General features: G+C 56.4%; 18 protein-coding genes. 6 read left to right on the forward strand and 12 right to left on the reverse strand.

Going from position 1 to position 18,620, the window contains the following annotated elements; genetic code table 11:
• On the reverse strand, positions 1-576 hold the full coding sequence (locus C2U53_RS22370) for an XRE family transcriptional regulator (protein WP_043000658.1): 576 nt from the start codon (positions 574-576) through the stop codon (positions 1-3).
• Positions 577-613: 37 nt separating this feature from the next.
• Here C2U53_RS22370 and mddA point away from each other — a divergent pair, with 37 nt between their 5' ends.
• Positions 614-1,132 (forward strand): L-methionine sulfoximine/L-methionine sulfone acetyltransferase, encoded by a 519-nt coding sequence (gene mddA / locus C2U53_RS22375; RefSeq protein WP_043000657.1) that lies wholly within the window; start codon positions 614-616, stop codon positions 1,130-1,132.
• Positions 1,129-1,578 (forward strand): DMT family transporter, encoded by a 450-nt coding sequence (locus C2U53_RS22380; protein ID WP_043000656.1) that lies wholly within the window; start codon positions 1,129-1,131, stop codon positions 1,576-1,578. Before mddA ends, C2U53_RS22380 begins: the two co-directional genes overlap by 4 nt.
• A 90-nt stretch (positions 1,579-1,668) precedes the next feature.
• Here the strand turns inward: C2U53_RS22380 and C2U53_RS22385 are convergent, their stop codons facing one another.
• Positions 1,669-1,902 carry a YdcY family protein gene (locus tag C2U53_RS22385; protein ID WP_043000655.1) on the reverse strand — a complete coding sequence of 78 codons (234 nt, stop codon included), beginning with the start codon at positions 1,900-1,902 and terminating at the stop codon, positions 1,669-1,671.
• Between the two features lie 9 nt (positions 1,903-1,911).
• Entirely contained in the window at positions 1,912-3,510 is a 1,599-nt protein-coding gene (locus tag C2U53_RS22390) for an ABC transporter substrate-binding protein (RefSeq protein WP_104446461.1), read from the reverse strand.
• Positions 3,511-3,769: 259 nt separating this feature from the next.
• On the opposite strand from C2U53_RS22390, the gene C2U53_RS22395 reads away from it, so the two are divergent.
• Genes C2U53_RS22395 through C2U53_RS22405 form a run of 3 tightly spaced genes read left to right on the forward strand, consistent with a single transcriptional unit; the run spans position 3,770 to position 10,204 of the window.
• The gene (locus C2U53_RS22395) at positions 3,770-5,071 is read left to right on the forward strand and encodes an SrfA family protein (RefSeq protein ID WP_104446462.1); all 1,302 of its coding nucleotides are present in this window, start codon (positions 3,770-3,772) and stop codon (positions 5,069-5,071) included.
• A gap of 4 nt (positions 5,072-5,075) precedes the next feature.
• Positions 5,076-8,057 (forward strand): virulence factor SrfB, encoded by a 2,982-nt coding sequence (locus tag C2U53_RS22400; RefSeq protein ID WP_104446463.1) that lies wholly within the window; start codon positions 5,076-5,078, stop codon positions 8,055-8,057.
• Complete coding sequence (locus tag C2U53_RS22405; protein WP_104446464.1) at positions 8,054-10,204, forward strand: virulence factor SrfC family protein; 2,151 nt, start codon at positions 8,054-8,056, stop codon at positions 10,202-10,204. Before C2U53_RS22400 ends, C2U53_RS22405 begins: the two co-directional genes overlap by 4 nt.
• 34 nt (positions 10,205-10,238) lie before the next feature.
• On the opposite strand, the gene ortT is transcribed toward C2U53_RS22405, so the two are convergent.
• The gene (gene ortT, locus C2U53_RS22410; RefSeq protein WP_042318948.1) at positions 10,239-10,412 is read right to left on the reverse strand and encodes an orphan toxin OrtT; all 174 of its coding nucleotides are present in this window, start codon (positions 10,410-10,412) and stop codon (positions 10,239-10,241) included.
• A gap of 193 nt (positions 10,413-10,605) precedes the next feature.
• Here ortT and yncL point away from each other — a divergent pair, with 193 nt between their 5' ends.
• A complete protein-coding gene (gene yncL, locus C2U53_RS22415; protein WP_071887673.1) occupies positions 10,606-10,701 on the forward strand; it encodes a stress response membrane protein YncL in 96 nt (31 codons plus the stop codon).
• Positions 10,702-10,797: 96 nt separating this feature from the next.
• Here the strand turns inward: yncL and patD are convergent, their stop codons facing one another.
• From patD to C2U53_RS22455, 8 genes are all read right to left on the reverse strand, one after another.
• Complete coding sequence (gene patD / locus C2U53_RS22420) at positions 10,798-12,222, reverse strand: aminobutyraldehyde dehydrogenase (RefSeq protein WP_104446465.1); 1,425 nt, start codon at positions 12,220-12,222, stop codon at positions 10,798-10,800.
• Between the two features lie 21 nt (positions 12,223-12,243).
• Positions 12,244-13,050 carry an ABC transporter permease gene (locus C2U53_RS22425; RefSeq protein WP_043000649.1) on the reverse strand — a complete coding sequence of 269 codons (807 nt, stop codon included), beginning with the start codon at positions 13,048-13,050 and terminating at the stop codon, positions 12,244-12,246.
• Entirely contained in the window at positions 13,040-13,984 is a 945-nt protein-coding gene (locus C2U53_RS22430; protein WP_104446466.1) for an ABC transporter permease, read from the reverse strand. Before C2U53_RS22430 ends, C2U53_RS22425 begins: the two co-directional genes overlap by 11 nt.
• A complete protein-coding gene (locus tag C2U53_RS22435) occupies positions 13,985-14,998 on the reverse strand; it encodes an ABC transporter ATP-binding protein (RefSeq protein ID WP_104446467.1) in 1,014 nt (337 codons plus the stop codon).
• A gap of 17 nt (positions 14,999-15,015) precedes the next feature.
• A complete protein-coding gene (gene ydcS / locus C2U53_RS22440) occupies positions 15,016-16,161 on the reverse strand; it encodes a putative ABC transporter substrate-binding protein YdcS (RefSeq protein ID WP_090050444.1) in 1,146 nt (381 codons plus the stop codon).
• 324 nt (positions 16,162-16,485) lie between these two features.
• Positions 16,486-17,895: a PLP-dependent aminotransferase family protein gene (locus C2U53_RS22445; RefSeq protein ID WP_099433027.1), complete on the reverse strand. Its 1,410-nt coding sequence runs from the start codon at positions 17,893-17,895 to the stop codon at positions 16,486-16,488.
• 87 nt (positions 17,896-17,982) lie between these two features.
• Positions 17,983-18,399 (reverse strand): type II toxin-antitoxin system HicB family antitoxin, encoded by a 417-nt coding sequence (locus C2U53_RS22450; protein ID WP_172740616.1) that lies wholly within the window; start codon positions 18,397-18,399, stop codon positions 17,983-17,985.
• Between the two features lie 28 nt (positions 18,400-18,427).
• A complete protein-coding gene (locus tag C2U53_RS22455; RefSeq protein WP_104446469.1) occupies positions 18,428-18,619 on the reverse strand; it encodes a type II toxin-antitoxin system HicA family toxin in 192 nt (63 codons plus the stop codon).
• Between the last annotated feature and the right edge of the window lies 1 nt (position 18,620).

Here is an 18,620-nt window from a genome sequence, read left to right on the forward strand (position 1 = left end):
TTAACTCCCGGCCTGGTTTAAGCGCACAACGAGGTAAACACAAGGTTGCGTCGTCTCATTGATAAAACGACAGTCATTCGGCGGCCCCAGTTCCAGGCAGTCACCCGCCTTCATCTCGTGGCGCGTGTCACCTTCCATAAACACCAGTTCGCCCTGCTGCAGCCAGATCAGTTGCCGGGCCTGAACATACGATGAGGCAGGCATCGGGATATCGCTGCCCGCCGGCAATTCAATTTGCACCAGATCGATCGGCAAATCGCTGCGCGGCGACACATGGCGGCGCAGATAGTGGCTTTGCGGGTCGTGCCAGACGGGCTGATCGGCGAAACGGGACAGTTTGCCCTCCTGCATTTCAGCACGGGCAATCAGCGTGGACATACTGATGCCAAACGCCCCGGAGAGCCTGCCAAGCAGCGTCGCCGTTGGACTGCTTTCACCGCGTTCAATTTTGTGGATCATCGCACGCGACACACCCGCCCGTTCAGCCAGATCGGTGAGCGACCAGCTGCGGGATTCACGTTCAAGGCGAATTCTTGCGCTGATCCGTTGATTTATGCTGTCTTCAATAGTATTCATATCGTAATACTATAGTGTACACCCCCTGAGGTTCAACATGTCTATTCGATTCGCCAGCAAAGAGGACTGCGCCGCCATCGCAGAGATCTATAACCATGCGGTGCTGCACACGGCGGCCATCTGGAACGACCAGACGGTCGATACCGATAACCGCATCGCATGGTATGAGGCACGACAGGCGCTGGGTTATCCGGTACTGGTGAGCGTAGAAGGTGACGTTGTCACGGGATATGCCTCCTTTGGGGACTGGCGTAACTTTGATGGCTTCCGCCATACCGTCGAACATTCGGTTTATGTCCATCCGGATCATCAGGGAAAAGGGCTGGGACGCCAGTTACTGAGCCGGTTAATCGAAGAAGCTCGCCGCTGTGGTAAGCATGTGATGGTTGCCGGTATCGAATCGCAAAACCACGCCTCATTGCATTTACATGAAACGCTCGGGTTTAACACCACAGCGCAGATGCCGCAGGTAGGCACCAAATTTGGTCGCTGGCTGGATCTGACCTTTATGCAGTTGCAGCTTGACGATCGCCACGAACCGGACGCGCACGGATGAACCAGTCGCTCACCCTCACCTTTCTGATCGCCGCTGGCATCGGCCTGGTGGTGCAAAACACTCTGATGGTGCGGATTACGCAGACCTCATCGACCATCCTGATCGCTATGTTGCTGAACTCGCTGGTCGGAATTGTGCTGTTTGTCAGCATTCTGTGGTTCAAACAGGGAATGGCGGGATTTGGTGAACTGGCCGCCAGCGTGCGCTGGTGGACGCTGATTCCGGGTCTGCTGGGCTCGTTTTTCGTTTTCGCCAGCATTAGCGGCTATCAGCATGTGGGGGCTGCGACCACGATTGCGGTGCTGGTCGCCAGCCAGCTCATTGGCGGTCTCGTACTGGATATTTTGCGCAGTCACGGCGTCCCGCTAAGAGCCTTGATCGGCCCGGTCTGCGGCGCAGTGATGCTGGTGGTCGGCGCCTGGCTGGTGGCGAGACGCCAGTTTTAATGCCTGATGGCGCTACGCTTATCAGGCCTACACATATCCATCGCCATAGGCCAAGTCAGCGCAGCGTCATCCGGCACTACAGAGACTAAATCAAAGGATCGTGCCGCCTTTCGTGAGTTGTTCGCGACGCGCTTCCATATCTTCCTTATGCTGACGACCGTGATGCGCAATTGCGGTTCTTAGCCGCTGCTGCTGCGTGTAGCGATCGTCACGGCTTAACTGCGCATCATCGCTCAGGGCTATCAGCAGTTCATTCATATGGGTAATGACGCCCTCATCAATAGCGGCATCGACACGGGCGCTGATCTCATCCAGGTGCGACATAAAAACTCCTTAATTCAGTTTTGCTTTCGAAAAATCACTGCCCATCAGGCTGACGCTATAACCGGTCACGTTGCTGCGCGTGGCGTAGAACGTTTTGCCGTTTGCCAGCGCAATCCACGGCACCTGCTGATAATAGATCTCTTGCGCCTGCTGGTAGAGTTTCACACGCTCTTCCGGCTTGCTGACCCGCTTCGCTTTCAGGACCAGTGAATCATACTCCTTATCACACCAACGTGCGGCATTCGATCCGGTTTTGATGCTGTTGCAACCCAGCAACACATCGGCAAAGTTGTCCGGGTCGCCGTTATCCGACATCCAGCCAAACAGCGCGCTGTCATGTTCGCCTTTACGCATACCGGAAAGGTATTCGCCCCACTCGTAAGAGACAATCTTCGCCTTCACGCCCACTTTTGCCCAGTCGCTTTGAATCATCTCGGCAATGCGTCGCGAGTTGGGGTTATACGGTCGCTGCACCGGCATCGACCAGAGGGTGACTTCAAACCCATTTTCCTGCCCGGCCTGTTTCAGCAGCTCTTTCGCTTTATCCGGGTCGTATGCGTAATCCTTCAGTTCCGGGTTAAAACCCATCATATTCGGCGGGATCGGGGATTTTGCCACTTTCGCCGAATCGAGGAAAACGGCCTTCACAATCGCCTGTTTATCGGTGGCGTAGTTCAGCGCCTGACGCACCAGCACGTTATCAAACGGCTTGTTATCGGTGTTGAAGGCCAGATAACCGACGTTGAGCGCCTCAACTGCATGCAGCGTCAGGTCTTTATTCTTTTGGATTTCGTCGAACTGTACCGGCGATGGCGCCGGGATAATCTGACATTCGTTGGTTTGCAGTTTCGCCATTCGCGTCTGCACGTTTGGCGTGATGGAGAAGATCAGATGCTTTGTCGGCACCTCGCCGTCCCAGTAATTCGGATTTGCCAGATAGCGAATTTGCGAATCCTGCTTGTACTGCTGGAGCACGTACGGCCCGGTACCAATCGGCCAGTTATCGACGTTTTCCGGTGTCCCTTTTTTCAGCATCGCGTCGGCGTATTCCGCCGAGAGGATCGAGGCAAAATCCATGCCCCAGTCGGCAAGAAACGCCGCATTTGGCTCGCTCAGCACAAACTGTACATGGTAATCATCGACCTTTTTCACCTCTTTAATCAGCTTATCGAAACCGACGTCGTTGAAATACTCATAGCTGCCCTGCGACACATTGTGGTACGGATGCGTGGCCTCTTTCTGGCGTAATACTGAGAAAATGACGTCATCGGCGTTGAAGTCGCGGGTCGGCTTGAAGAACTTGTTGCTGTTGAACTTCACGCCCTGACGCAGCGTAAAGGTGTAAGTTTTGCCATCCTCAGAAATGGTCCAGTCCGTGGCCAGCGACGGTACCGGCGTGTTTTTTACCGGGTCAAAATTGATCAGCCGGTTGTAGAGCACCTGCGAACTGGCGACAAACGACGGGCCAGAGCTGGCAATTTGCGGATTAAAGGATTCTGGCGAGGCTTCCGAGCAATAAACAATCGTGTCGTTATTTGCCGCAAACGCGGCTCCGGTCGGTAGCACTGCACTGAGCGCCAGTGCGAGCAGCGTTTTCCCTGTGGACATGATATGAACCTTCATCGTTATTATTGAGGGGGTTATAGGAGCATAGATTAAGAAAACTGAAAAATAACAAATCCGTCTCAGGTTATGCGAATCCGCACATTTTTGTTGGATCTTTCGCCACAGAATTTCCGTTAAGGCTTTTCGAAAACGTCAACGCCTCTATGCCCAGAAAATTCACCCCTTTTTGCCTCTCTTCCACCGTTTGCCTGAGCCACGAATCCGTAAAGTAGATGCGTGAAAAAGTCTTAGGGACCTTATCGTGGCAAAAACACTCTTGCGCAGCGGCAATCTGGATGATTATCAGGCCGTCGGCGGTGGCGGCCAGGCCGTCTTTGATTCAGCACTACAAATTCGTGAAACGCTCCGTCTGCGTAAACAGCAGGCGATGGTAGATTGTCTCGCCATTCCACAAGTCAACGACAGCGGCGATCGGGTTGACTGGTATTCCCCCCTTGAAGGCGTAGCCGTCGCGTGGAAAGCCGCCGATGAAGAGGCTCGCCTTCGCGCCCTGCGCTACCTTTCCGCGACGCTGGAAAGCGCTGCATCGCTGAGCCGCAAAAGCCTGCAGTCCGGGAAGACGTCACTGCAACTGTTTGGTTCGCTGCTGGAAAAGGCCGTCCAGTTTCCTGGTGAGAATCACGTTTTTCTGGTAGATGGCAAGCCGGTCATCACCTTTTGGGGATTTATCAATCTCAATGAGAACATCCGTGAGGAGGTACTGGAATGCCTGCGTACCCAGGAAGAACCCGAACCGGAAATTCACATTGAACCAGAACCTGTCGAAGAGTCCGCGCCTGAAGTGACGTTTGCCCAGGCGGATGAACCGCTGCTCTCTACGCCGATCGTACCGGTCAGCGAGCCTGACCCCGTGATTGCACCGCAGCCGGTTCCCGCGCTCGCGGAAGAAAAGGTGATGCCTGTTGCGGTTAAACCGTCACGTCGCCTGCCGCTCTGGAGTCTGCCCGTCGCCGCAGTGATCGTTGCCGCCATTGCCGCCCCGCTGCTGTGGAAAGCGCAGGCCCCCGCCATTGCAACGGAAGTGGTCAATGCGCCGCAGCCGGAAATGGCGCCTCTGCCAACGCTCACCGTCGCGCTGCCGCTGCATCAGGCAGAGGTCATTGCACCAGTGAAAAAAGAGAAACCTGCCGATGAGCCGGTGGTGATTGCCGCGATCCCGAAAGACGCGCTGGTGATGGATGCGAATCAGATGAAGGCTGGTACTACGCGCTTTCTCAACGGTAACTGGCGCGTCATGGTGGACGTGAAAGATCCCGTCACCGGTAAAGCGCCGTCTCTGCGTTACCAGATCCAGAACAATAAAGGCACGGCGCGCGTGGTTCACAGCGATAACATCGTCTGCCGCGCGGAGCTCTTCTCAGGGCTGCATCAGAGCGGGGAATTAATGATTAAGAGTCGCGGCAATGCGCGCTGCACCGACGGTTCACGCTATCCAATGCCGGAAATCACCTGCAAAGCCGGGACTCATGATGTCGCCGTTTGTACCGCCCGCTTCGATGCGAAAGCCGCGATCCCGTTGACGTTCAAGAAGACAGGGGCCTGATTTTATGCTGGTGAATTTGTGTGATTACAAACAGAGCGTCACGCTCATCGCAAACAGCGGCGTGCAGTTTCTCGATTTCGGGCTGACGCCGCAGGAATCCGCGCATCATGGTCGCTTCGTGCGTAAAACGGCCAACGGTCCCCTGCTGCGTCTGGATTACGACCTGGCGAATGGTCGCTATACCCTGCCTGCGCGACCGGGCTCGCAGCCGGAAGTGGTAAAACCGGAAAGTACGCAAACGCTGCATTATTCCCTGGAGGTTCTCGACGGCATCTGGCTGCCGCTGCCGTTCCTGCGTTTTAATCCGCCGCGCACCTTCGTTGAAGGGCCAGACAACTGGGCGCGCGTTCAGGTACGTAAGCTTGCCGAACCCGACAGCGCGGGCAACACCCATCGTGTGACGCTCGCGCTCGATAGCCAGTTGAGCGAGAATGCCCCCGCCTCGCTTGCGCCCGGCGAAAACGATCTGCTGAACGGCACCCGTTTTGCCCTCGCCTGGCGCGATGATGAGATCGCCGATTTTCTCGATCAGACCTGGATTGACGGCTGGCTACGCGAGGCGTTCCTCAACCACGTCAGCCAGCAGGAAAACCGGACTGAGCAGGCCATCAGCCTGGCGCTGCGTAACTTTGAGTATCAGGCGCACTGGCTGAACCTGCTGACGCTACTGGGTGAACAGCTCGCCGTACCGGAAGTCAAACTGGTGACTCACACCCTCAGTACCCCGGCGATCCCGGTTGATTTGATTCTGGATGTCGGTAACACCCATACCTGCGGCGTCTTGATTGAAGATCACGGCGACGCCAATGACGGGCTGCGCCAGACGGCGGAACTGCAGGTCCGTTCGCTCAGCGAACCGCAGTATCTCAACGATCCGCTGTTCACCAGTCGTCTTGAATTTTCAGAAGCCCGCTTTGGTAAACAGCATTTCTCGGTCGAAAGCGGCCGTGAGGATGCGTTCATCTGGCCGTCGATTGTGCGGGTCGGTGACGAAGCGCGCAAGCTGGCGATGCAGCGTACGGGGACGGACGGTAACAGCGGCATTTCCAGTCCGCGCCGCTATCTGTGGGATGAAACGCCGGTACTGCATGACTGGCGCTTCAGCCAGATGAACAGCAAAACCCAGCGCGAACCGCTTGCCACCGCCTTTCCGCTGATGAACCTGATGAACGACGATGGACAGCCGCTCTACTCGCTGCCGCAGGATGACCGTCTGCCGGTGTTTTCGCCTCAGTACAGCCGCAGTACGCTGATGACCCACATGCTGTGTGAGATCCTCGCCCAGGCGCTGGGACAAATTAACAGTGTCGCAACCCGACTGCGTCTGGGTTTCCCGGCGTCCCCACGTCAGTTACGCTCATTGATCCTCACACTCCCTTCGGCGATGCCGAAACAGGAGCGTGAGATCTTCCGTCTGCGCATGTTTGAAGCGATAGCGATTGTCTGGAAAGCGATGGGCTGGCACCCGCAGGATGAAGATTTCAGCACCCGCAAGCAGCAGGAAAAAAGCGTGGTTCCGGTGCCAGAAATTCAGATGGAGTGGGACGAGGCCAGCTGTGGTCAACTGGTCTGGCTGTATAACGAAGCCATTTCCCATTACGCCGGACGCAGCGAAGCATTCTTCAACACCCTTGCCCGCCCGGATCGCCTGCCTGAACCTGGCGAAACGAAAGGCCGGGCGCTGCGCGTGGCCTCGATTGATATCGGCGGCGGCACCACCGATATGGCGATTGTTCACTATCAACTGGACGACGGCGTCGGCGCCAATGTGAAAATCACGCCGCATCTGCTGTTCCGCGAAGGTTTTAAGGTCGCGGGCGACGACATGCTGCTGGATGTGATCCAGAAATGCATTTTACCGGCCTTGCAAACCCGGCTACAGCAGGCGGGAGTGACGGATGCCGCTGCCCTGCTCGCCACGCTGTTTGGCGATTCCGGACGCATCGACACCCAGGCCGTTTTGCGACAACAAACGGCGCTTCAGCTCTTTATGCCGCTCGGTCACGCGATCCTTTCTGCGTGGGAGAAGAGCGACATTAACGATCCGCTGGCCGGACTGCACGCTACCTTTGGCGATCTGCTGAACCATCGTCCGACCCGCAACGTGCTCAATTACATTCAGCAGGCGATTGATCACGCTCTACCGTCGGGCTCGCCGACGTTTGATCTCTTTAGCGTCCCGTTACAGGTGCAGTTCAGCCAGTTACAGGAGGCAATGCTGGCAGGTCAGTTTACCCTGACGTCCCCACTGCATGCGGTCTGCGAAGCCATTTCACATTACTGTTGTGATGTTCTGCTGGTCACCGGCAGACCGACCTGTATCCCGGCTGTTCAGGCGCTGATCCGCCATCTGCAGCCGGTTCCGGTCAACCGCATGGTGTGGATGGATAACTACCGCGTCCATGAATGGTATCCGTTCAGCCAACAGGGACGCATCGGCAATCCGAAATCCACCGCCGCAGTCGGCGCGATGCTGTGCAGCCTGGCGCTGGATCTGCGACTGCCGCGCTTTAACTTTAAAGCCGCTGATATTGGCGCCTACTCGACCGTGCGTTACCTCGGCGTCCTCGACAATACGGTGAATACGTTGCGTGAGGAAAACGTCTGGTATCAGGATATCGATCTTGATAAACCCGGGGCGAAGCTCGACACCCGCGTGCACTTCCCGCTCCGCGGTAACGTTACGCTCGGTTTTCGCCAACTGGCGAACAGTCGTTGGCCCGCGACGCCGCTGTATACGCTGAGCATTAACGCCGCCGATCTGGCAAAGAATATCGCCGGTGACGGCGTGTTAAACGTGCGTTTGCAACTGCGCGGCGGCAACAAAGAGACCGGCCCCGAGTCGTTTGTGCTGAGCGATGCGTGGTTACAGGACGGCACGCCGGTGGCGGCGAATGCCCTGACTTTAAAACTGAATACCCTGGCTGACCGCCGACACAGCGGCAGCCATTACTGGATTGACAGCGGGAGCGTGTACCTGAAATGAGCAAGATGTTGAATACCACTCAGGCCGCGATCGCGTGGGTTAACCGTACCCGACAGCATGCCGTCACGCTGGATGACGAAGCGGATGCGCTACTGGCCCAACTCAACCGCGCAGCCGCCACCGAATCCGCGCTCAATGCCGCCCGACACGATCGCGCCAGCATTGGACTTTACGGCTACTCGCAGGCGGCGAAAGCACATCTCCTTACCGCGCTGTGCAGCAGCGGCAACGGTAAGGTCAATGTCATAACCCCGGACCGCAGCTTTGACTATTTCAGTCATCTCAACCCCGGACACGCGCCAACTAATATGGCGCTGCGCTTTACACGGCAAAAGAATCTGCCGGATGACGAGTGGCCGTTACGCTTGCGGCTGGTTACGGAAGCAGAACTGGTGCAGATTTTCATCACCCAGGCCTGCGCGCAGTCAGCGTACCGGCAGGTGGAAAAAGCGATTATCGAATCGCGTATTGAAAAGTGGCAGTCGCTGCGTCAGTTGCACCCGGTTCAGGGCGTGACGGCGCAGGAAGTCGCGACCATTGCCCGCTTCTGGCAGCGCTGTATCCCCGCCTCACAACAGCAAATTGATGACGCGCTGTGGCACCAGTTTGCCCTGCTGCTGCCGATGGTCGATCTCTCAACCCGTGCCAGCGCCTGGTCGTTGCTGTGGGGTGAACAGCCAGAGCTGACGCAGCAGTGGCTGCAACTGGCGCAGGTCCTCCAGCAGACGGGTCATGCCGGCGAAGTCGCCGCGCCGCTGAGCCTGTTGGTCGATCAGTTTGGCTTACCGTCTGAAAATTTTATCACCCAGGAATTTCTGGCCTCGCAGGAGGCGCAAAGCGATGTGGTTGTCCATCCGATCGTGGATGAGAAATTACATAATGCCGTCAGCCTGGCTCAGGCATCGCTGGCTATGCTGACCCGCGAGATGGTACTGAGCGTCGAAGAGTGCGTACTCGATAACGTCGATCTGCTGGATATTCCGCTTGCGCCGCTCAGTCACCCGCAGCCGCTCTGGCAGGCCAAACTCGGCTGGTTGTTGGAGCATTACCGCCAGCAGTTACAGCCCGATGTGCTGGTCGTCTGTAACGCCACCGCCACCCGCACACAAACGCCGTCTACGGCCAGAACACTGCTCAACTGGGTGCACGATACACAGCCGACGCGCGAGACCGCGTTGCCCGGCGTGGTGTGGGCCATTACGCCGCAAGATGCACGCTTTACGACACAACAGAATCTGGACGAAGCGGTCCAGCATCTTATGGGAAAACCAGGCCAACACTGGGGCACCCTGCAGGCGCTGGACAAACACAGTCTGCTGCGCCTGATCGAGTGGCTGTCGCAAGCCACTTCAGCCCCGCAGCGTCAGGCACGCCTGGAGGCGCTGAGCGAACAGCATCAGCAGCGTGTTCGTGAACTGATGTTTGCGCAACCTGCTGAAGCGCTCAGTGCGGAAGCGGTGGTTCGCCAGCTACAGCAACAGGCGGCACATCACGGCGATCTGCTTGATGGTTTGTTACCAGCGGTTCAACAGTTTGAAACCCTGCTCCGTATTCAGCAACCGCGTGAAGAACAGGTCAGCGGTTTATTCAATGAGACCATTGACCTTTTCGCCGAAGTCCGTGATACGCCGCAGCCGTCAGAGAACAAGGAGACGGGCTATCAGGCGCACCGCCTGTGGCTCAACCATATTCGCCAGTGGAGTCGCGATGACAGTCAGGCGCAGCGTTTAGGGTTGACGCCCGCTGCGCTGCGTCAGGTCGTCGACATCCTGGCGATCGCCAGCTATCGCCTGCAACTGCCGCAGCAACTGCAACAAATATTGCAGCGTGAAGAGGTTTGCGGCGCTCAGTTGCACGCCTGCATCGCCAACTTTATTGCCTGGCTCGGCTATGCCGAAGTGGCAGAAACAGAGCGACCCGCCAGCCGAATCGCTAAAGGAACGGCAATTTTCAGCGCGGTCAAACGCCAGCCGATGGCGCGTCTGACGCATCTGGAAGAACAGCCGGTGCACGCCGCCAGCCGCTATGTTTATGACTGGCTGGTTGCGCTGTATACCCGGGCAACGGAAAACAAGGGATATCAACATCCGCAGGAAGTGACTGAAGCCGACCGAAAGGCGCTAAACGCGCTGCTGGCAACGGTTTGAGCGTTCCGCCGGAATGGATGCCGGCGATGTCTGCTCAAAACAATGAAAACAACAGTGCCACCGGGAAACTCATGGGCCAGGTTGCCCCGACCAGAAAGGCGCTCAGAAAGCGGATGCGTTTTTTATCGTGCGAGAGAAACCAGGTGATCAGAAAGGCAATCGCGGCCATCACCGCATAGAACATCAACATTTTTTGGTACAAAGACATTTACGGGCATCCGGCCAGAAGAATAAATCGCGCGCAATATGCTCCATTTTTTGACATACATCAAGTTTTATCCCCTTCGGTCAAACCATTTGCCATTTTTTATGACCGCTTACGTTAAGTCCCTGGTTCGTACTATTGCGGATCACAGGATGCCGGACTATACACAAAGGGGCACTAACGCAAGGTGGCAAATATGAATGTTTCCAGTAGAACCGTAGTGTTAATAAATCTCTTTGCTGCTGTGGGTCTTTTTGCTCTTATCTCATTGAGATTTGGCTGGTTTATGTAATTTTTGAGAGCTTGCGGCGCAGACAGGCAGAGAGAATATTTCTCTCTGCCTTCGAGTGATCATCTTCCCACGCCACCTTTCGGGCGTAAATTACCCTTAATGTTTAACCATTACGTGGCGGATCACGGTGTAATCCTCCAGCCCATAAAGTGACATATCTTTGCCATAACCGGACAGTTTCTGCCCGCCGTGCGGCATTTCGCTCACCAGCATGAAATGGGTGTTAACCCACGTACAACCGTACTGCAGACGCGCGCTGACCCGGTGAGCGCGTCCGACGTCGCGCGTCCAGACCGATGACGCGAGGCCATATTGCGAATCATTGGCCCAGTCCAGCACCTGCTCTTCATCCTCAAAGAGGGTCACACTGACCACCGGACCAAACACTTCTCGCTGGACAATTGCATCTTCCTGTTTAGCCGCTGCCAGCAGCGTCGGGGCAAAGTAATAGCCCGGCCCCTCTACTTTTTTTCCACCGGTGACCACGTTGATATGTCCCAGCGCTTTGGCCTCTTCAACGGCTTTAGTGACGCGCTCCAGATGCGCCAGTGAACTCAGCGGCCCCAGTTCGGTCGATTCCTCCTCCGGTGCGCCGGTTTTCAGGCTGGCTACGGCGGCCCCCAGTTTCTCCACCAGCGCGTCGTAAATACCCTTCTGCGCGTAGAGGCGACAGGCGGCGGTACAGTCCTGACCGGCATTGTAAAAACCGAAGGTGCGCACACCTTCCACCACCGCATCCACATCGGCATCATCAAACACAATCACCGGCGCTTTACCGCCCAGTTCCATATGCGCGCGCTTAATCGACGGCGCAGTATGGCTGATGATGTGCTCACCGGTCGCGATGGAGCCGGTTAACGAGACCATACGCACCTTCTTGTGCCCGGTCAGCGGATCGCCAACCGTTTTGCCTCTGCCAAACAGCACATTGAGCACACCCGGCGGGAAGATATCTTTGGCATATTCCGCCAGCTTCAGCGCGGTCAGCGGTGTGATTTCCGAAGGTTTGATCACCACGCAATTACCGGCAGCCAGCGCGGGGGCCAGTTTCCATGCCGCCATCATCAGCGGATAGTTCCACGGCGCAATGGAGGCCACCACGCCAACCGGGTCGCGGCGAATCATCGAGGTATGGCCCTCCAGATATTCCCCCGCCGCCAGACCGTTCAGACAGCGGGCGGCACCGGCGAAAAAGCGAAACACATCGACAATCGCCGGGATCTCATCATTGAGCACACAATGCAGCGGTTTACCACAGTTGCGCGATTCCAGTTCAGCAAACTCATGCGCATTTTGCTCAATAACATCCGCCAGCTTCAGCAGCAGTTCACTGCGCACTTTCGGGGTTGTCTGTCCCCATTCGCTAAACGCACGATCGGCGGCGAGGACGGCCGCATCTACCTGAGCGGGAGACGCTTCTGCAATTTCCAGCAGCACCTCGCCGGTGGCAGGGTTATAGACGGGCTGCTTTTCACCTTCACCCTTGACCAGCTCGCCGTTAATCAGTAATTGATGTTGCATAGCATTTTCCCATATCGTTGTTTATTGACCATTTCCGGCGACGCTGTCGCCTTCGCGCGTAAGCCACCACGCCCCCAGAATCGGAATGGTTGTGACCAGCATAACCAGCAGTGCCACGACGTTTGTCACCGGTACGTCACGCGGTCGCCCTAACTGATTGAGCAACCACAGCGGCAGCGTCCGTTCATGACCGGCAGTAAAGGTCGTGACGATGATTTCATCGAATGACAGCGCGAACGCCAGCATTCCCCCCGCCAGCAGCGCCGAACCCAGATTCGGCAGAACGACATAGCGGAAGGTTTGCCAGCCATTCGCGCCAAGATCCATAGAAGCCTCCACCAGACTCCATGAAGTACGGCGAAAGCGGGCTATCACGTTGTTAAACACCACCACCACGCAGAATGTCGCGTGACCGACCACAATGGTGAAAAAACCCGGATCGAGATTGACCGTCTTAAACGCGGTCAATAGCGCCAGACCGGTGACAATCCCCGGTAAGGCGATCGGTAACAGCAGCAACAGCGAGATGGCGTTTTTGCCGAAGAAATCACGCCGCCAGAGCGCCGCCGCTGCCAGTGTGCCAAGCACCAACGCAATCGCCGTCGATAACGCGGCGATTTTTAGTGACAACGTCACGGCATCCAGAATATCGCTCCGCTGTGCCGCAACGCTAAACCAGCGCAGCGTCAGTCCCTGCGGGGGAAAGCTAAAGGCCGCGTCCTCGCTATTAAACGCATAGGCGGCGATGATCAGAATGGGAAAGTGCAGGAAAACAACCCCGCCCCAGGCCGCCAGTTTGAGGAAAAACGGTGCGCGCTCAGAGTGCATCAAACGCTCCCAGACGTTTCACGAACGCCAGATAAAGGGCTATCAGCACGATCGGTACCAGCGTAAACGCCGCCGCCATTGGCATGTTGCCAATCGCCCCCTGCTGCGAATAGACCATGTTGCCGATGAAATACCCCGGCGGTCCCACCAACTGCGGCACGATGAAATCGCCCAGCGTCAGGGAAAAGGTGAAGATCGAACCGGCGGCAATTCCGGGGATCGCCAGCGGCAGAACCACATAACGGAAGGTCTGTCGTGGACGCGCGCCCAAATCGGCAGACGCCTGTAACAGCGACGGCGGCAACCGCTCCAGCGCGGCCTGAACCGGCAGGATCATGAACGGCAGCCAGATGTAGACGAACACCATAAAGCGCCCTAATCCCGACGTTGAGAGCGTGTTTCCTCCCACGGCTGGCAGCGTCAGCAGACTGGTCAGTAAAGGTTCTAAACCAAGATGGTTCAGAAACCATTGCGCCACGCCATCTTTTGCCAGCAGCAGGGTCCATGCATAGGCTTTGACGATATAACTCGCCCACATCGGCAGCATGACCGCGATATAGAAAAATGCTTTCATCTTGCCGCGGGTGTAGCGCGCCATGTACCACGCCATCGGAAACGCCAGAATCGCACTGGCTATCGTCACCGCGATCGCCATCGTCAGCGTGCGTAAAATGATGTCGTAATTGGCGGGATTAAACAGCGCACGAAGATTGGCAAGCGTCAGGTCCGGCGTTACCGACATGGTGAAGTCGTCAAAGGTGTAAAACCCCTGCCACAACAGCGTCAGTAGCGAGCCGAAGTAGACAATACCAAACCACATCAGCGGACCAAACAACAGCAAAAACAGTCCCAACCCGGGATAACGCCAGAAAAAACCGGTGAGTTTACTCAAGCCGCCGGGCCGTGAAGGCGTGGAGAGCACGTTCATTGCCATTCACCTCTCCTCGACCAGCGGTACCATGACCTCGCGCGGCCAGGAGACCATCACCGGCTGACCGGGCGCAAGCGGGGTCGCAAAAGGTTCTCCCGACTGATTAGCCTGACTGACCAGCAGCTTTTCACCGCCGGTAAGCTTTAGCTCAAAACGGGTGGCGGCGCCCTGATACTGCACCGCCTGAATCACCCCCTGCGCCTGGATCTCGCCAGGAACATTGAGCCGGATATGCTCCGGGCGCAGCGAGAAGCTGCCCGTCATCCCGCATACCTTCGAGGCCATCGCCGGATCAAAAACGTTCGCTGTCCCGACGAAGCCCGCAACAAACGGCGTGCGTGGTCGCATGTATAACTCACGCGGTGAATCCACCTGTTCAATGCGTCCGTTGTTAAATACCGCCACACGATCGGACATCGACAGCGCTTCGCCCTGATCGTGCGTGACGAAGATAAACGTGATCCCCAGCGACTGCTGGAGTTTTTTCAGCTCCAGTTGCATCTGCTCGCGCAGTTTCAGATCCAGCGCACCGAGCGGTTCATCCAGCAACAGCACACGCGGCTCGTTGACCAACGCCCGGGCGATCGCCACCCGTTGACGCTGACCGCCGGAAAGCTGTGACGGCTTGCGCTCAAAGACAAACCCCAGCGCCACCTTCTCCAGCGCCTCGCGAGCCTGGGCATGTCGCCGTTTTTTATCAATACCTTTGACCATCAGCCCATAGGCGACATTGTCGAGAATCGACATGTGCGGAAACAACGCATAGTCCTGGAACACGGTGTTCACATCCCGCTCCCAGGGCGGCAAATCGCTGGCAGGCTTGCCAAAGATAGTAATCGATCCGCCCGAAAGCTGCTCAAAACCGGCAATCAGGCGCAGGCAGGTGGTTTTGCCGGAGCCAGATGGCCCCAGCATAGAGAAAAATTCCCCGTCTTTAATCGCAATACTGACGCCATCGACCGCCCGCACGTCACCATACAGGCGCGTGACGTTGTCAAACTCCACTGCGTACGTCATAAATCACCCCAGTGACGTTAACGACCGCCCATGATGGCGATGTAATCCTGCGTCCAGCGACTGTACGGCACGAATTTACCGCCTTCAGCAACAGGCGTTTTCCAGAAGGCGATTTTGTCAAAATAGCGGTAACCATTGGTTTCGCAGCCTTTATCGCCCAGCAGCGTACTGGCTTTACAGCCTTCGGTGACCACCGGCAGCGATCCAAACCAGGCGGCTACATCACCCTGAACTTTTGGCGTCAGCGACCAGTTCATCCACTTATAGGCGCAAACCGGGTGTTTGGCTTCACTGTGCAACATGGTGGTATCAGCCCAACCAGTGACGCCCTCTTTCGGGAACACTGTGCCAATGTGTTGTCCTTCACCTTTCAACGCGTTCGCCTGATACGGCCAGGCGCTCGAGGCCACGACGCCCTCATTTTTGAAATCGCTCATTTGCACCGTGGTGTCGTGCCAGTAGCGGTGAATCAACGGTTGCTGTGCGCGCAGCACTTTCAGCACCGCCTGGTACTGTTCTTCGGTGAGTTGATACGGGTCCGAGATCCCCAGTTGTGGCTGGGTGGCTTTCACGAACAGCGCCGCATCGGCAATGTAAATCGGTCCGTCATAGGCCTGAACGCGGCCTTTGTTGGTTTTTCCGTCCGGAAGGTTTTGTTCGACGAATACCACGCTCCAGCTATCTGGTGGCGTCGGGAAGGTTTGCGTGTTGTACATCAGCAGGTTCGGCCCCCACTGATACGGCGTACCGTAGACTTTGCCCGCCACGTTAAACCAGTCGCCTTTGACCACGCGAGGATCGACGTTTTTCCAGTTCGGGATGAGCGCCGTATTGATTGGCTGCACGCGTTTCCCCATGATCAGACGCAGCGAGGCATCTCCTGAGGCCGTGACCAGATCGTAGCCCCCTTTCGCCATCAGGCTGACCATCTCATCCGATGTCGCCGCCGTTTTGACGTTAACCGCACAGCCGGTCTCTTTTTCGAATTGTGTTACCCAGTCGTACTGTTTATCGGTCTGACCGCGTTCGATGTAACCCGGCCAGGCGATAATATCCAGGCGACCTTCAGTCTGACCTAACGTGGTGGGGGGTTCGGCGGCGTGCGCGGTCATCAGCGTCATACTGAGCGCGCACAGGCTGCTGCGGGCAAATTTCTTGCTCATAAGATCTTACTCCTGTCGCAAAATATTGAGCGGCAGCCTTGCCGTAAATATATGTCCTTTCCTAAAAGTAGTCGGCGCGCCGTCAGCGCACCTCCCGGCATGAGGAAATTTAATCAGGTTGTGACATAACGCGCATTACGCCCCAGACTGCGGCGTTGTGTGGCTATCTTCTGGAGTATAGACAAGGGGTTAGCTGACGAGGAGGAAAAACAAAAGCTATTGATAATTCCTATGATGGTCTACGGGAAATAACGTCGTACGGTTTTTGCTGATATTTTCTAAATAAGAACGCGCCATTCTTTTATATTGAATCGCGCGCACGTTTTATTTCATCTGCGCGCGAATGAGTTGCCCCAGTTGTTTTACCGCGGCTTCTTCACGTTCCCCCCAACCCCATGCGGTATTGAAGCGGAAAAAGCGTTTCCAGGTGTCTGAGGTCGAGAACATTTTTCCCGGCGCGATGCTGATGTGGTGGGCCAACGCCTGTGCGGTCAGTTCGCCCGCATCCAGTGATTCCGGCAGTTCCAGCCAGAGAAAATAGCCGCTGTTGTTGTGATGTATTTTCACTTCGGCAGGGAGATGGCGCAGCAGCGTTTGCCAGGCCTGCTGTTTACGTTCTGCCAGTTGACGACGCAGGCGGCGCAAATGGGCGTCATAACGGCGCGTTGAGAGATAATCGACCAGCGCCAGTTGCATCGGCGAACTGGTGGAAAGTGTGCTCATCAGTTGTAAACGCTGGATTTGGCGGGCGTGTTTGCCTGCGGCGACCCAACCGATGCGAAAACCCGGTACCAGACACTTGGAGAATGACGAACAATGCAGCACCTTGTCGGCCCGATCCCACGCTTTGGCCGGTAGCGGTTTCTCCCGGCCAAAATAGAGTTCGCTGTAAACGTCATCTTCAATCAACATCACATTATGACGATCGAGTATTTCAACCAGACGCGCTTTTTTCTCCGGACTGAGAGTAAAGCCAAGCGGGTTCTGGCTGTTGGTCATCAGCCAGCATGCTTTAACCGGATACGCCTGCAACGCCTGCTCCAGCGCCGCGAGATCGATCCCCTCCTTCACGTCAGTGGCAACCGACAGCGCTTTAAGCCGCAGTCGCTCCAGCGCCTGTAACGCGCCATAAAAACAGGGGTTTTCGACAATCACCCAGTCACCGGGTTTAGTCACCGCTTGCAGGCTCAGGTTGAGCGCCTCCAGCGCCCCGGCGGTGATGACGATTTCATCCGGCGAGACGGTAATGCCCTGTAAGGCGTAGCGACGGGCAATGGCGTGGCGTAGTTCCGCGTTACCCGGCGGCAGATTCTCAATTACGCTCATCGCGGTTGCGGTTCTGCTCACCTGTGCCAGAGAACGGTTCAGTTGCTGGAGGGGAAATAAACGCGGATCGGGAAATGCAGAAGCAAACGGCATCACCGACGCATCCCGGCTGGCCTGTAGCATCTCGAAAATATAAGTGTTGATATCCACCGCTTCGTCGCGCATCACCTGGGCCGGTTGCACCGTTGGCTGGTGAACCGGGCGCGGCGCGACATAATAGCCAGACTGCGGGCGCGCAATGATCCGCCCCTGACTTTCCAGCAGCTGATAGGCATGCCCGACGGTCATAAAGCTCATCCCGCTGCTGACCACCTGCTCACGCAGCGACGGCAGGCGATCGCCAGGTTGCCAGACGCCAGTGGCAATCTGTTCGCAGAGTTGTTCAGCCAGACGCTGGTACTTTTTCATTGTTATTCACTCGTGGATCCGTGGCAGGTGATCCTTGCAGTGTATATCAGTGAATTAAATACTCAACATCCTAAGAACTGTTATGGTTTACGACAGCGTAAGCGACAGTTCTTTGCCGAGCGCGCGCGCCGCCGTCTGCACCGCATCAATTTTTGTTGCGTGTCGTAAGTCGAACAGGCGGGTAATTTCCTGTTTCGGTCTGCCAATGCGTTTCGCCAGCTCCTGCTGGCTGATTTTTGACGCCAGGAAAGCGTTGAGCAAAAGGACTTTTGACGCGACGCTGAGCGGGACCTCAACAAAGTCGTCACCTTCCTTCACCGGCGAAGGTAACGGAACAGACTGGCTATCTTCGAAATAGAATTCAAAAGCGGTGACTAACGCTTCCAGAGCGGTATCAAGGGATTGCTGGCGGGTCTCACCCTGGGTGAGCGCTTCCGGAATATCCGGAAACGAAACCACATAGCCACCTTCTGGCGCAGGAACGAGACGAACGGGATAGCGCATAATTTCAAACTCTCTCATCTGAACAACCTCATATCAGTGATGATGACGACAGGCCCAATTGCTTCAGAATGGCTTTACGCAAGGCCTCTTTGATCTCATCACCCGGATGTCTGGGCATGACGCTGCGTTTTCCGCGATATCTCAGCTTCAAATGGTGCGAACCATTCGTTACCCCGGCTCCCTGAGATTCCAGACAGCGTCGGAATTCGCTCTGCTTCACT

This window comes from Citrobacter sp. CFNIH10, from assembly GCF_002934585.1.
Lineage (GTDB): Bacteria > Pseudomonadota > Gammaproteobacteria > Enterobacterales > Enterobacteriaceae > Citrobacter_A > Citrobacter_A amalonaticus.